At 67.6% G+C, this 13,804-nt stretch carries 17 protein-coding genes and 1 pseudogene; 13 read left to right on the top strand and 5 right to left on the bottom strand.

Translation table 11 applies throughout. From position 1 onward, the window contains the following. Positions 1–44: 44 nt before the first annotated feature. The 3 genes from QUE33_RS09935 to QUE33_RS09925 form a co-directional block, all read right to left on the bottom strand. On the bottom strand, positions 45–1,697 hold the full coding sequence (locus QUE33_RS09935) for an SPFH domain-containing protein (RefSeq protein WP_286299636.1): 1,653 nt from the start codon (positions 1,695–1,697) through the stop codon (positions 45–47). 94 nt (positions 1,698–1,791) lie between these two features. Further along, on the bottom strand, positions 1,792–2,220 hold the full coding sequence (locus QUE33_RS09930) for a MarR family winged helix-turn-helix transcriptional regulator (RefSeq protein ID WP_286299634.1): 429 nt from the start codon (positions 2,218–2,220) through the stop codon (positions 1,792–1,794). A gap of 258 nt (positions 2,221–2,478) precedes the next feature. Next, positions 2,479–2,943: a winged helix-turn-helix transcriptional regulator gene (locus QUE33_RS09925; RefSeq protein WP_286299630.1), complete on the bottom strand. Its 465-nt coding sequence runs from the start codon at positions 2,941–2,943 to the stop codon at positions 2,479–2,481. 100 nt (positions 2,944–3,043) lie between these two features. Between QUE33_RS09925 and QUE33_RS09920 the strand changes: the two genes are divergently transcribed. From QUE33_RS09920 to QUE33_RS09905, 4 genes are all read left to right on the top strand, one after another. Then, on the top strand, positions 3,044–3,517 hold the full coding sequence (locus tag QUE33_RS09920) for an SRPBCC family protein (protein ID WP_286299625.1): 474 nt from the start codon (positions 3,044–3,046) through the stop codon (positions 3,515–3,517). 167 nt (positions 3,518–3,684) lie between these two features. After that, positions 3,685–4,188, top strand: coding sequence for a MarR family winged helix-turn-helix transcriptional regulator (locus QUE33_RS09915; RefSeq protein WP_286299622.1), 504 nt, complete (start codon positions 3,685–3,687; stop codon positions 4,186–4,188). Then, positions 4,185–5,378, top strand: coding sequence for an alpha/beta hydrolase (locus QUE33_RS09910; protein ID WP_286299616.1), 1,194 nt, complete (start codon positions 4,185–4,187; stop codon positions 5,376–5,378). The genes QUE33_RS09915 and QUE33_RS09910 overlap by 4 nt, the downstream gene beginning before the upstream one ends. Before the next feature lie 8 nt (positions 5,379–5,386). Further along, positions 5,387–6,016, top strand: a complete 630-nt coding sequence (locus QUE33_RS09905) for a LysE family translocator (RefSeq protein WP_286299614.1) — start codon at positions 5,387–5,389, stop codon at positions 6,014–6,016. A gap of 121 nt (positions 6,017–6,137) precedes the next feature. On the opposite strand, the gene QUE33_RS09900 is transcribed toward QUE33_RS09905, so the two are convergent. Continuing rightward, on the bottom strand, positions 6,138–7,130 hold the full coding sequence (locus QUE33_RS09900; RefSeq protein ID WP_286299612.1) for a Fic family protein: 993 nt from the start codon (positions 7,128–7,130) through the stop codon (positions 6,138–6,140). Positions 7,131–7,380: 250 nt separating this feature from the next. Here QUE33_RS09900 and QUE33_RS09895 point away from each other — a divergent pair, with 250 nt between their 5' ends. The 9 genes and pseudogenes from QUE33_RS09895 to QUE33_RS09855 all read left to right on the top strand — a co-directional run bounded on the left by QUE33_RS09895 (position 7,381) and on the right by QUE33_RS09855 (position 13,313). Beyond that, positions 7,381–7,800: an arsenate reductase ArsC gene (locus QUE33_RS09895; RefSeq protein ID WP_286299609.1), complete on the top strand. Its 420-nt coding sequence runs from the start codon at positions 7,381–7,383 to the stop codon at positions 7,798–7,800. A 101-nt stretch (positions 7,801–7,901) separates the two neighbouring features. After that, entirely contained in the window at positions 7,902–8,561 is a 660-nt protein-coding gene (gene folE / locus QUE33_RS09890) for a GTP cyclohydrolase I (RefSeq protein ID WP_286299607.1), read from the top strand. A 58-nt stretch (positions 8,562–8,619) separates the two neighbouring features. Then, complete coding sequence (locus tag QUE33_RS09885) at positions 8,620–9,759, top strand: NAD(P)/FAD-dependent oxidoreductase (protein WP_286299604.1); 1,140 nt, start codon at positions 8,620–8,622, stop codon at positions 9,757–9,759. After that, positions 9,756–10,706 (top strand): dihydropteroate synthase, encoded by a 951-nt coding sequence (folP, locus tag QUE33_RS09880; RefSeq protein ID WP_350226444.1) that lies wholly within the window; start codon positions 9,756–9,758, stop codon positions 10,704–10,706. The genes QUE33_RS09885 and folP overlap by 4 nt, the downstream gene beginning before the upstream one ends. 8 nt (positions 10,707–10,714) lie before the next feature. Continuing rightward, a complete protein-coding gene (locus QUE33_RS09875) occupies positions 10,715–11,461 on the top strand; it encodes a dihydrofolate reductase family protein (protein WP_286299603.1) in 747 nt (248 codons plus the stop codon). Between the two features lie 96 nt (positions 11,462–11,557). Beyond that, positions 11,558–11,866: a hypothetical protein gene (locus QUE33_RS09870; protein WP_286299601.1), complete on the top strand. Its 309-nt coding sequence runs from the start codon at positions 11,558–11,560 to the stop codon at positions 11,864–11,866. Positions 11,867–12,045: 179 nt separating this feature from the next. Beyond that, positions 12,046–12,189: pseudogene (locus QUE33_RS09865) on the top strand (methylated-DNA--[protein]-cysteine S-methyltransferase); the annotation flags it as partial. Between the two features lie 194 nt (positions 12,190–12,383). After that, complete coding sequence (locus tag QUE33_RS09860; RefSeq protein ID WP_286299599.1) at positions 12,384–12,539, top strand: MGMT family protein; 156 nt, start codon at positions 12,384–12,386, stop codon at positions 12,537–12,539. A gap of 24 nt (positions 12,540–12,563) precedes the next feature. Then, complete coding sequence (locus QUE33_RS09855; protein ID WP_286299597.1) at positions 12,564–13,313, top strand: AAA family ATPase; 750 nt, start codon at positions 12,564–12,566, stop codon at positions 13,311–13,313. 6 nt (positions 13,314–13,319) lie between these two features. Here the strand turns inward: QUE33_RS09855 and QUE33_RS09850 are convergent, their stop codons facing one another. Further along, positions 13,320–13,778 carry a carboxymuconolactone decarboxylase family protein gene (locus tag QUE33_RS09850; protein ID WP_286299596.1) on the bottom strand — a complete coding sequence of 153 codons (459 nt, stop codon included), beginning with the start codon at positions 13,776–13,778 and terminating at the stop codon, positions 13,320–13,322. Positions 13,779–13,804 lie beyond the last annotated feature (26 nt).

Raw genomic sequence — 13,804 nt, 5'->3', positions numbered from 1 at the left:
TAGATGGGCAGGGGCGGCGCAGCTGCGCAGGGGCGGCGAGTGGGTTACTTCGCGGCCGGCTCGGGCGAAGCGGGCTCCTGCGGGGCGGGCTTCTGCGGGGCGGTCTTGGAAGCCTTCGGCGCGGATGGTGCGGATGCTGCGGGTGCTGCGGGTGCGGCATCCGTCGCCTGGGCGACTCCGGAGCCGAAGCCGCGACCGACGGCCTGACCTTGGATGATCGCGGCGAGGTCGAGACCGGTCGCTGCGGTGACGCTGTCGAACACCGATCGCATGGCCTTGGCGTTGTCGCTGCCGACGACGCTGGAGGCGCCGTCCTCGCCGGAGCCGCCGATGATCGACACGTTGCCGATCGCCGAGTAGCCCTTGGCGAACTCCGACATGATCGACGGCAGCACCTCGAGCACGCGCTGCGACAGGAACGCCTCCTGGTTCGAGGCGATGGCCTTCGCCTCGGCCTCGACGGCGGCGGCGCGGGCTTCACCCTCGGCGCGGATGGCGTCGGCTTCGGCGTTGGCGCGCAGGCGGCGTGCCTCGGCCTCAGCATCCGCCTTGGCGCGCAGCGCGTTGGCCTCACCACTGGCCATGGACTCGGCCGCGGCGGCTTCACCGGCGGCCCGTGCCTTGTCGGCCTCGGCCTGCTGCTCGGCGATGCGGGTGCGTGCCTCGGCCTGCTTGACCTGCTCGATCGCGGCGGCCTCGGCCGCCTTCTCACGGGTGAAGAGGTCGGCCTGGGCGCGGGTCTCGGCCTCGTAGCGCTGTGCGTCGGCGACGCGCTTGACGTCGGCATCCAGCTGGGCCTGACGGTTCTCGGCCTGCTGCTGCAGCACGGCCTGTTCGGCCTGGGCGCGGGCGAGGTGCTCGGCCTGCTCGGCTTCGGCGCGTGCACGGCCGATGCCGGCGTTCGCGTTGGCGGTGTTGGTGTCGAGCGCGGTCTGCTCGATCAGGTTTGCCTCGTTGTTGGCGATGTTCTTCTGGTTGATCGCACGGTCGGCGTTGGTCTGGGCGATCTCCGCAGCCTGGCGCTTGGCGTGGATCTCGGGGGCTCCGAGCGACTGGATGTAGCCGACCTTGTCGGTGATGCCCTTGATCTGGAACGAGTCGAGGATCAGGCCCTGCTCGGCCAGGTCCTGCGAGACGTCGGCGGCGATCTGGTCGGAGAACTTCTTGCGGTCGCGCATGAGCTCGACGACCGACAGCGTCGCGACGATGCCGCGCAGCGCACCCTCGAGCTGCTCGGTGGTGAACTGCTCGATGGCCTTGTCCTGAGAGGCGAAGCGCTCGGCGGCGCGACGCACGTAGAGCGGGTCGGAGCCGATCTTCACGATGGCGACGCCGTCGACGTTCAGCGTCACGCTGTCGAGGGACTGTGCCTCGGCGTTGAGGGACACCTGGCGCGAGCGCAGCGAGATGATCTCGTGGCGCTGGGTGATCGGGTTGACCAGCGATTTGCCGTTGACGATGACGGTGACGGGGGACTCGACGATCTCGGGCGTGCTCGACACGCTGCCGTCGGGCTGGACTGCGGCGGTGGTGCGCTGCACCTTCTGTTTGCGACCCGAGATGACCAGCGCCTCGTCGGCGCGGGCGACCTTGATCCAGCTGCGTGCGAACAGCAGCAGGATGAGTCCGATGATGATGGCCGCGACGACCGCGACTCCGACGATGATGAGGATGCCGATTACACCAGCGATCTCCATAGGTGACCTCCCTGTTGTCCCCCGGTTAGGGCTCTGCGGTCAACTCTGCCAGATTCGCTGTGTCGGCATCATGGTCGGATGCCGATCGTGAGCGTCAGCGATCGCGGAGCTTCTCGGTGAGGGCATGCAAGGTCTGCAGCTCTGCGTCGTCGAGTCGCGACATGCGCTCGGCGATCGAGCGCCCGTGCACGGTGGCGACCCGACGGAACGCGCTGGCCCCGGCATCCGTCGCCGTGATCACCGCACCGCGCCCGTCGTCGGGATCAACCGCCTTCGTGATGAGTCCGCGAGCGACCATCCGATCGACAAGTCGCGAGACGCTGGGCTGGCTGATGAGCATGTTCGCCGTGATGTCGCGCAGGCGTGCGGTCATGCCGCGCGAGCGCACCACAGTCAGCAGCACGTCGTACTCGCCCTGTGCGAGGCCGGAGCCGTCGAAGTCGCCCACCATCTCGGTGAACAGCTCGTGCTGCGCGCGGAACAGACTCTCCCAGGCGCGCAGGGCGAGTTCACGATCGGTCATGGACATCAGCGTAGCCGCGGGTGGGGACATCCAGCGTGGGACGCAGTAAGGGCCGGTCGGAGAGGCTTCCGGCCGGCCCTTGTCCCTTGCACCAAGAGTGTCCTGCAATCACATGCGGTGTATGCCACAGCAAACATTCACCGTGTGATGAGTGTATAACGGCGCGGTAACGAATGTAAAGGTTTGGTTACGGAAATCTTGTGGGGTCGCATGTTGTCCGGCGATCTCATGGACGCGAACCTCTGCCTGAGGCCCGCGTCACCGTATCGTGCCCGTCCAGCGCTCGTCCGGCATGCCCGGTCCGCGTGAGGCTGCTGCGGTGCTGACGTCTGCGCCGCAGCTGTCGCAGACGAGCTGACTGTGCACCTGGCCCGGACACTTGTCGTGACGGTAGATGATCGGCGGGCCGTCGGGTGCCGCCCAGCGGTCGCCCCAGTCGGTGAGTGCGACGAGCACTCCTCGGAGGTCGCGTCCTTTCTCGGTCAGCAGGTACTCCGCGCCCGCTGAGCCACTGCCCTTCTCCATGAGTCCGGTGGCGATGAAGCCGTCCAGTCGCGAGGTGAGGACGTTGGTCGCGATGCCGAGTCGCTGCTGGAAGTCGCCGAACCTGGTCGTGCCGCTGAAGAGGGCGTTGCGGATGATCAGCAGGCTCCAGCGCTCACCGATCACCTCCAGTGACCGCGCGATGGAGCACACCTCGTCGTCGTATGTTCTGCCCAGCATGATCCGATTCTACCGGAATACTTGCATCACGAAAGCGAGCGTGCGACAGTAGAGCCTTGCATGATGCAAGTACCGACGACGAATGCTGACGAATGGACCGATGATCATGACCGGAATCGACTACACCTTCTCCTACGACGTGCCCCAGTCTCCTGGGGAGGTCTACGACGCGGTCACCGACGTGCGCGGCTGGTGGTCGCAGCGCATCACCGGAGACACGGATCGGCTCGGAGAGTTCGTCTACGAGGTGCCCGGAATCCACCGCACGCATGCGCGGGTCGTCGAGTTGACGCCGAGCAGACGAGTCGTCTGGCGGGTCCTCGAGAACTGGTTCGCCTCCTCGCCGGATGTCGATGAGTGGGCGGGCAGCCAGATCGCCTTCGACATCGAGCCGGTCGAAGGTGGGACACGGCTGACTTTCACCCACGTCGGCCTCACCCCGGAACTGGAATGCTTCGAGGGCTGTTCGGTGGGCTGGTCGCGTCATGCGCTCCAGAGTCTGCGGATGCTCATCACCACTGGAACGGGGATGCCGATCACTCCCATGGACGAGACCGCGCTGCAGAGCGCGTAGGTGCGGGTGCGCGACATCCCGACCGGCCACAACGCGATGCGCGAAGCTCCGGAAGTGGTCGCCGACCTGCTGATCGATCGGCCGGCGTGAGATGTCGCGATCGCTGGTCTCACGTGGAGGGAAGGTTTAATCGTTTGTGCCGCAAATGATCTGTTAGGGTGCCTGTCATGACGAAGACGGAATCCCTTGAAGCCGCGTCGCCCCCGGAGAAGCTCTGGGCCCTGGCGACGTGGCTCCTCGGGCATGCAGCGGTGGATGCTCGGCGCTTCGTGGTGAAGGCCTTCGGAAACTCCACCGGGCGCACCGACTTCGCGGTCCTGGCTGGGCTCGCCCAGTACGGTGCGATCAGCCAGGCGCTCCTCGGCCGCCGTCTCGGGATCAATCTCGGAGACCTGGTCGCCATCCTCAAGCGACTGGAGGCGGAAGGTTCGATCGCGCGGAAGCAGGACCGGCAGGACCGCCGTCGCAACACCGTCGAGATCACGCCCGGCGGCCGGATGACGCTGGCCGACCTCGAGGCAGCCGCCTCCGCGGCGCAGGACGAACTGCTCGAACCGCTTTCGCCGAAGGAACGGCGCCAGCTGGTCACCCTGCTGCAGAGGCTCGTGGAGCACCATCGTGACTACCGACGCGCCGGCGATGAAGCCACGCCGCAAGAGAGGCGACCATGACCTGGCCGGTCGGATACATCATCACCGTGGTGGTCCTCGCGTGGTGCACATTCTTCGCATCCGCCGCACCCCGCCGCCCGGACCTGCTCGCGAAGTCGAGTTGGTTCTTCGGCATGGTCATCAACGAGGTCCCGTTCCTGGCCATCTACTTTCTGATCGCCTCCACCGCCCTCGCGGCTTCCGAGGGTGATCTGGACTCGCCGTCCGGTCGCATCGCGGCGGGATTCGCCGGTGTGGTGCTCGCAGGCCTCGTGATCGTGGCCTGGCGAGGGGTGCGCAGCGACCGCGCTGTCGCGCGTGCATTGGACCGTGGGCTGGGTGCCGGCTGGCGAGGTCGCGTGACGTCGCCGCTGCCTCGACATCGGCCGTGGCTGCGCATCCTGCTGATCCCGTTCTGGCTGGCGCGACCCGATGTGAAACGGATCAAAGACGTCTCCTACGGCGATGCCGGGCGGCGCAACCTGATGGACATCTACCGCCGCCACGACGCTCCGTCGAACGCACCCGTGCTGATCTACTTCCACGGGGGCGGCTTCACCAGCGGCAGGAAGAGCCACGAGGCGAGACCACTCCTGACCCGGCTGGCGAGCCGCGGGTGGGTGTGCATCAGCGCCAATTACCGGCTGCGCCCTGAGGTCGACTTTCCCGATCACCAGATCGATGCGAAGAAGGTGATCGCCTGGGCTCGTGAGCACGGGCACGTCTATGGCATCGATCCGACGAAGGTGTTCGTAGCGGGCAGCTCTGCCGGAGCCAACCTGGCAGGGCTCTGCGCCTTCACCTCGAACGACCCCCGCTTCCAGCCCGGGTTCGAGCGTTCCGACACGACGGTCAGCGGCGCGATCCTGCTGTACGGGTACTACGGGCACTACTTCGGTGCGGCTCCCGACGAGCCGGGATCGGTGCTCCAGCCGCAGGGCCACTTCACGGGTCGCACGCCACCGCTGTTCATCGCGCACGGCACGAATGATGGCTGGGGCACTGTCGAGGCGGCCAGGCACTTCGCGGAGCTGACTCGCGGGGGAGGCGCCAACACCGTGGTCTATGCCGAACTCCCCGGCGGCCAGCACTCTTTTGATGTGTTCCACTCGCCGAGGTTCGAGGCCGTGGTCGACGGTGTCGAAGCCTTCACGGCGTGGACACTCACCGAACAGACCCATGACGTGACAGGGAACGAGGCTCGCCGATGATGCCAGGGATGTCCCTCTCCGACGTCGCGGTGTTCTGTCTCGCAGTCCTCGGCCTGGCACTGATGCCCGGTCCCAACGTCGTGTTCCTCGTCACGACCTCTCTCACTCGTGGGCCGCGGACGGCATGGCGCTCTGCGCTGGGCGTGGAGACGGCGACGCTCCTGTTCGCCGTCACGACGGCCGCGGGGCTCGGTGTCATCATCGCGACGAGTGCCGTCCTGTTCCAGCTGCTGAAGTGGGTGGGCGTCGGCTACCTGGTCTGGCTCGGCATCCGGAGCCTGCGTCTGCGCCCGGATGCCGAGGAGCAGCCCGCGGCGGCGCAGGAGTCATGGCATCGTGCCTATGCACGAGGCTTCGTGCTCGGAGTGGCGAACCCGAAGGTGATCCTCTTCTTCCTGGCGTTCCTCCCGCAGTTCGTCGACCCGTCTCGACCCGTGTGGCCGCAGCTGCTCGCGCTCGGTGTGATGTTCACGGCCATCGGTCTGCTCTGCGACGTGTTCTACTGCCTTGCCGCCGGTGGAGCGGGTCGGCTGATGGGCTCTCGCCTCTCGGGGTATCGCGTGCTCCGGCGTGCACCGGCGCTGGCGTACTTCGGTCTTGCGGCGTGGGCGGCGACCGCTCAGCAGCGCCCGGTGTGAGAACGGAATCGAATGCCCGCGCGGAGCACCTGTCGTGACCGGCTCGCGATGGCGCCGTTGGTACACGCCGTCACCGCGTCGGTGGCGTAGACGATCTTCATTGCGGGGCTGGGCGTGAACCTCACAGACCCATGGCGGTCTGGATGCGTCGGTCGAGATCGTCGAGCTCGGCGATCAGTTCGGATGCGACCCAGACGCGTTTGCGCTTGCGGCCGGTGATCTCCTGGATGAAACCGGCTTCTTCGAGGCGGACGATGGCTTTATAAGTCTGCTGAGCCGATGATCCGGACTGCTGCTCGATCGCGGCGGCTGTCATGACGGGATGGTCGTAGAACGCGGGGATCAGTGCAGCAACGGCGGATCCCGCGCGTGGTCGCAGCTCGGCGATCCACGTCTCGGGCAGGACCTTGATTCGGGCGATGGAATCACGAGAGCACACCGCCGCAACTCGCGTGGACCGAGCAAAGAGATCGATCATCCGTGTCGGGTGCCCCTGACGGTAGTCACCCAGAGCAGCGAAGTATTCGTCCCGCATGGCCAGCAGGCCGCTCGTGATCGGCACGACAGCGTTCCGCGTCACACCGCGGCGGCGAAGCACGGCTGATACCAGAGCGCGGCCGATGCGACCGTTTCCATCGGTGAAACCGTGGATCGATTCGAACTGGGCATGCCCGATCGCAGCCTGCACGATCACCGGAACGTCATCACGGTTGAGATAGCTGATCAGATCGTCCATCAGGGCGGGCACGCGCTCCGGGGCTGGGGGGACATGCAGTGCGTCGCGCGGTGAGTGGTCGCTGCCGCCGATCCAGTTCTGCATGTCTCTCAAACGTCCCGCATATTCCGCCTCAAGAGGATCGGCCTGCATCAGCGCATGATGAGCCCTGAGCAGATCATTGAGTGCGAACCTGCCCTTCTCACCGACATCGGTCACAAGCGAATGCAAGGCAGTGCTGGCGGCTACCATGCTTGTCGCCGATGAATTCGAGCGGTTGCCTGCCAGCGCCTTCGCGTAATCGGTCGCAGAGGCGGTGATGCGTTCGATCTTCGATGAGGCGACAGACTCCGTCCGCATCATGAATCGGCTCAACGACAGGCAAGCCGAGGCGGGCACTCCAGCTCTCCTCCAGCTCCTGCGGCCAGGTGTCGTCATCGACGATCTCGAGCACGCCGCCGACGTCATAGAGAATCCACTTCATCAGGGCAACATAGCCGCACCCGCTGGAGACGTGCCCGCTCGGCCGGCGACGCATCGAGCAGCGAACCACGATCCGACGTGATCCGGAACGGATGCCTGCGGTTCGGCATCCGTCGTAGAGTCGGGGCATGCACATCGCCGCGTCAAAATCGTCGATTCACGTCCGATGAGCGCGCGACGAGACCGCGACACGACCCCGCCGCAGGTGCTGTTCGTCTGCGTGCATAATGCCGGGCGCTCGCAGATGGCTGCCGGGTTCCTGCGCCACATCGCCGGCGACCGCATCCGGGTGCGGTCGGCGGGGTCTCTGCCCGCCGACCGGATCAACCCGATCGCCGTCGAGGCGATGGCCGAACTCGGCATCGACATCACCGCCGAGGCGCCGAAGGTTCTCACCGCCGATGCGGTGCAGGCCTCGGACGTCGTCGTGACGATGGGGTGCGGAGATGCCTGCCCGTTCTTTCCCGGCCGGCGCTACGAGGACTGGCAGCTCGACGACCCGGCGGGGCAGGGGATCGAGGCGGTGCGCTCCATCCGCGACGAGATCCGCACCCGTATCGAGCAACTGGTGAGCGAGCTCGTCTGAGTCGGATGCCGCCAACCTCCCCTCTCATCTCTAAAATAAATTGCACTTGCATTTAGAAACGAACGGGTGTCTGATGGGAGGACACGCACAGGAGGTTCGGCATGACGATGACGGTTGTCCAAGACGGTGACGCGCTGGAGACCCAGCCCCAGCCGACGGCCCCGACTCGTACGCGAGTCGAAGCAGCCCCGCGGCCGGTCGACCTCGTGGCGGCCGAGTACGCCGGCCGGCTGTTCCTGCGCGCGCTCGGCATCGACCCGGATGCTCCGGAGACCCCCGACCTCGCCCGCACCCCGCGACGTTTCGCCGAGGCCTATGCCGAACTGCTCTCGCCCGAGCCGTTCGACTTCACCACCTTCGCCAACGACGAGGGCTATGACGAGCTCGTGCTGATCCGCGACATCCCGGTGCAGTCGATGTGCGAGCACCACCTGCTGCCGTTCACCGGCGTGGCGCACGTCGCCTACCTGCCCGCCGACCGCGTCGTGGGGCTGTCGAAGATCCCGCGCATGGTCGACCACTACGCGCGCCGCCCGCAGACGCAGGAGCGGCTCACCGTGCAGGTCGCCGACGCACTCGCCGCCCGCCTGCAGCCGCGCGGCATCGGCGTCGTGATCGAGGCGACGCACACCTGCATGACCCTGCGCGGCGCACGCGCGACCGGCTCGAAGACGTCGACGTCGGCACTGCGCGGCATCCTGCGCACCGACGCGCGCTCCCGTGCGGAGTTCTTCGCGCTCGCCGCGGATCGCGCGCACTGAAGCGCGCGCGCCGATCATCGGCATCCGTCTATCACCACCATCGGGAAGGAATGAGCATATGAGCATCGCGATCGTCGGCGGAGGGCTGGCGGCAGCCACCGCAGCCACGGAACTGCGGGAGAAGGGCTACGACGGAGACATCGTGATCTACTCCGCCGAAGACCACCTTCCCTATGAGCGCCCGCCGCTGTCGAAGGAGGTGCTGCTCGGCGCCAAGCAGGTCGACGAGGCTCGGGTGCACGACGAGTCCTGGTATGCCGAGAACAGGGTGTGTCTGGAGCGCGGCGTGAAGGTCGTCTCCATCGACACCGCCGCGCACACGCTGCGCGCCGAGCCGGTCGCCGGCGGGGAGAGCACCGAGCACGGCTACGAGAAGCTGCTGCTGGCCACCGGCGCCTCGCCCCGGCACTTCGACGTGGCCGACCGCGTCGCGAACCCGGTCTACCTGCGCACGGTCGAGGACAACGCCCGCCTGCTCGAGGCGCTCACGCCCGGGGCGAAGGTGGTCATCGTCGGCGCCGGCTGGATCGGTCTGGAGGTGGCATCCGCGGCACGGCAGAAGGATGCCGAGGTCACCGTCTACGAGGTCGCCGACTTGCCGCTGATCGGCGTGCTCGGGCCCGAGGTCGCCCAGCTGTTCGCCGATCTGCACCGCGCCCATGGTGTGGACCTGCGGCTGAGCACCCCGGTGAACGAGGCTGCGATGGCCGCAGCTGACCTGGTGGTGGTCGGCATCGGTGCGATCCCGGCGACCGAACTCGCCGAGAAGGCCGGGCTGGACGTCGATCACGGCGTGCTGGTCGACGCGACGCTGCGCACCTCGGATCCTGACATCTATGCCATCGGCGACGTCGCCAATCAGCAGCATCCGGTGCTCGGCCGGCGCATCCGCGTGGAGCACTGGGACACCGCCATCGAGCAGGGCAAGGTGGCCGCGCACAACCTGATCGGCGGCGCCGAGCCGTACACGCACCTGCCGTATTTCTTCACGGATCAGTACGATCTGGGCATGGAGTACTTCGGCAGCGTCGGCCCCGACGGCTACGACCGCGTCGACATCGAGGGTGACACCGACGTCGCGAACGGCGGCGCGTTCCGCGCCTACTGGGTCAAGGCCGGCACCGTGCGCGCGGCCATGCACGCCAACGACTGGGACGCCTCCGACGCCGTCCGGGACAGCGTCGGGACGGCTCGGTGACGGGCGTCGAGGGGACGGACGCCGAGCGGGCGGCGACGCGAACGGATGCCGGCGCCGCCGGCCACCGGATGCTGCGCCGCATCGGCACCCGCGACTTCGACTTCTCGCAACAGGTCGCGGTGATGGCGGTGATCAACCGCACCCCCGACTCGTTCTACGACAAGGGCGCGACCTTCGCCCTCGACCGCGCGGTGCAGAGCGCACTGCGTGCGGCAGATCAGGGCGCGGACTGGGTTGATGTCGGCGGAGTGCCGTTCGGTCGCGGTCCCGCCGTGAGCACGGCAGAGGAGATCGAGCGGGTCGTGCCCGTGGTGGCGGCGATCACCGCGGCCCGGCCAGAGCTGGTGATCTCGGTCGACACGAACCGGGCCGACGTCGCAGAGCAGGCCATCGCGGCTGGCGCCGCCGTGATCAACGACACCAGCGGCCTGGGTGACCTGCGAATGGCTGAGGTGCTGGCGGCGAGCGACGCGCACGTCGTGATCACGCACAGCGTCGGACCTCCCCGTGCCGAGAAGCCGGCCGCGCACTTCGACGACGTCGTCGGCGAGGTGCGCGCGTTCCTCGTGGAGCGGATGGCACGCGCCGAGGCGGCCGGTGTGCCGCGCGACCGCCTGATCATCGATCCCGGCCACGACCTCGACAAGAACACCCTGCACACGCTCGAGATCACTCGCCGGCTCGATGAGCTCGCCTCGATCGATGCGCCCCTGCTGGTCGCGGTCTCGAACAAGGACTTCATCGGCGAGTCGATCGACCGGCCGCAGGGGGAGCGGCTGCCAGGATCGCTGGCGGCGATGACCGCGTGCGTCCTCAAGGGCGCGCGGATCGTGCGCATGCACGACATCCCCGAGACCGTCGACGCGGTGCGCATGATCGAGGCGATCCTCGGCTGGCGGCAGCCGGTGCGACTCGAGCACAACACCCATCCGACGAGGAATGTCTGAGCAGCGCCATGACATCCGATGACGCGACGATCGACCGGATCTGGCCCGATCCGGCATCCGATCTGGACGATGAGGCGCTGCTGGCGCAGACCGCCTTCCCCGAGGGGCGCACCTGGCTGCGGGCGAACTTCGTCGCGAGCATCGACGGCGCGGCGACCAGACACGGCCTGTCGGGCGGTCTCGGCGACGCGGCGGACCGTCGGCTGTTCGAACTGCTGCGCCGGCCCGCCGATGTCGTGCTCGTCGGGGCGGGGACGCTGCGCGAAGAGGGGTATGACGGGCTGCGGGTCTCGGAGGCCTCGGTCGCGTGGCGAACGGATGCCGGGATGCCGCCGCACCCGGTGCTGGCGACGGTCAGCCGCGGCCTGTCGCTGGATCCGGCCTCGCCGCTGTTCACGCAGGCTCCCGCGCGACCGATCGTCTACACCGTGGCATCCGCTCCTGCCGAGCGCCGTGAGGCGCTGGCGATGGTCGCCGACGTCGTGACGGTGGGGGACACGGATGCCGATCTGGGTCGTCTTCGCGATGATCTGGCTGCCCGCGGGCTGCACCGCATCCATTCGGAGGGCGGGCCGCACCTGCTCGGCTCGCTGCTGTCCGCCGGCGCGGTCGACGCGCTGCATCTGACCGTCGCTCCGACGCTCGACTCCGGCGACGCCGGCCGCATCGCGCGCGGATCGTACGCTCCGGCGGGCGCGCAGCTGGCATCCGTGCTCCGCGCCGGTGACGAGCTGCTGCTGCACTACCTGCTCTGACCCAGCACGCGTAGCAGCCATCAGCGCCCGACAACGGGCATGCCGGAATGTGACGGGCCGACCACCGACCAGTTGCGCCATTGGTACGTTCGGAGCATGACCGCACAGCCTGTCCGCCGCGTCGAGATCGTGCTGCGCAAACCGCGCTTCGCGCTGTACGGGTTCATCCGGCCGACGCTGGTCTTCGCGGGTCGCGGTCAGCCGGTGCAGTGGGGGATCGGAACCTGGCAGGTGCCGGTCGACGAGCCGGTGACCATCGGGGTGTTCCTCTTCAACCGGATCTGGCGCTTCGGGCAGGCGGAGGCCGTCCTCCAGCCCGACCATGCGCCCTCGCTCGAGTACCGGGCACCGGTGCTGCCCTTCCTGCCCGGTCGGATCCGGGTCGGTGGCCCGGGCGGGAAGTGACGATCAGACGACCGGGTTCTTCTCGTCGACGGCCGGCGCAGGCGAACCTGGCCTCGGTCCTGCGCGCGCTGCAGTTTTCCGCATCCGCTGCACTTATCGTTGGCGCGCCCGCCAGAAAGTGCAGCGCGAGCGCGATTCGCTGTCGTATCTGTCCGAGCGGGGACGGGTAGGTTCGGTGCATGACGTTCCACAGCGCGATCTCGACCCCGGTCGGTCGCGTCAGCGTGGTCAGCGATGGTGCGGCGATCACACGCGTGTTCTGGCAGACGGATGCTGCCGGTCCTCGGGCCGACAGTGACGATCCGCTGCTGCGGGAGGCGCTGTCGCAGCTCGACGCGTACTTCACCGGCCGTCTGACCTCATTCGATCTCCCCGTGGATCTCGGGCGACAGACCGAGGCGACGCATGCCGTGCTGACCGCACTGCACGATACCGTCGCCTTCGGCGAATCCGTCACTTACGGCCAGCTCGCCACGCGCAGTGGAACGGCAGTGCCGGCACGGGGATCGGCGCGATCATGGGCGCCAATCCGGTCCCGCTCATCGTCCCCTGTCATCGCGTCATCGCCGGCGACGGACTCGGCGGCTACTCAGGCGGCGCGAAGGGCGAGGGCCTGCTGACCAAGCGCTGGCTGCTCGAGCACGAGGGGGCTCTGCCGGCCGCGCTGTTCTGAGCGGGTAGCGACGGGGAGGTCAGCATGACGGCGTACTGGGAATCCACGGGAGCGCGGCGCCAGCATCCTGTCGTCGCCGTGCATCCGAACGACGATGCACCCGTGTCGAGCCGACGCTGGCCGATGAGCATCCCGGCCGTCGCACAGGTGCTGCGTGACGGGATCGAGTTCGGGCCGGGGGTGACCTTCCTGATCGGTGAGAACGGAAGCGGCAAGTCGACCATCGTCGAGGGCGTCGCCATCGCCTACGGACTGTCGCCCGAAGGCGGTTCGCGCGGCGCGCAGCACCGCACTCGGGCCACGGAGTCTCCACTGTCGGACTGGCTGCGCATTCAGCGCGGTGTGGGCGCCAGTCGGTGGGGATTCTTCCTGCGCGCCGAGACGATGCACTCGTTCTACACCTACCTCGAGGAGAACCCGTCGAAGTGGGACACCTCACGGTTCCATGAGATGAGTCACGGCGAGTCGTTTCTCGAGGTGCTGAACACACGCTTCGACGAGCCCGGCTTCTACTGTCTCGACGAACCCGAAGCGGCGCTGTCGTTCAGCTCCACGCTCACGCTCATCTCGGTGCTGCAGCGCATCGCCGATGAAGGCGGACAGGTGCTGTGCGCCACCCACTCGCCCGTTCTCGCGGCCCTGCCCGGAGCTCGGATCCTCGAAGTCGGGGAGTGGGGTCTCCGCGAGACGGAGTGGGACGATCTGGAACTCGTCAGGCACTGGCGATCGTTCCTCGATGGGCCGGGCCGGTATCTGCGGCACCTGCTCGGCTGAGCGCCATCAGACGATCGGGTTCTTCTCGTCGACGGGCGGCGCCATCTCGGTGGCGATCGCGATGCGGTTCCACACGTTGATGGTGCAGATCGCCATCACGATTCCGCCCAGCTCACTCTCCGAGAAGTGCTCCGCGGCGGCATCCCAGATCTCGTCGGTCACCGTGTCCGGGCCCAGCTTCGTGATCGCATCCGTCAGCGCGAGAGCCGCGAGCTCCTTCGGCTCGAAGAGGTTCTTCGCATGCTGCCACGCTCCCACCGCGTGCAGCGTGCGCTGGGGGATGCCGCGCTTCGCCCCGTCCGTGGCGTGCATGTCGACGCAGTATCCGCAGCCGTTCAGGATCGACGCGCGCAGCTTGATCAATTCGTACAGGCGCTTCTCGACGGCCTTGCTGGAATACGCCTCCATCCCGATGACGGCGGCGTAACCGAGCTTGTTCGTGCGGGCCATGTCGATCCTGGTCATGATGCTCCTTCCGGCTTCGGCATCCG

It is taken from the genome of Microbacterium suwonense (assembly GCF_030296555.1).
Lineage (GTDB): Bacteria > Actinomycetota > Actinomycetes > Actinomycetales > Microbacteriaceae > Microbacterium > Microbacterium suwonense.
This window is presented reverse-complemented; position numbering and strand designations above follow the sequence as displayed.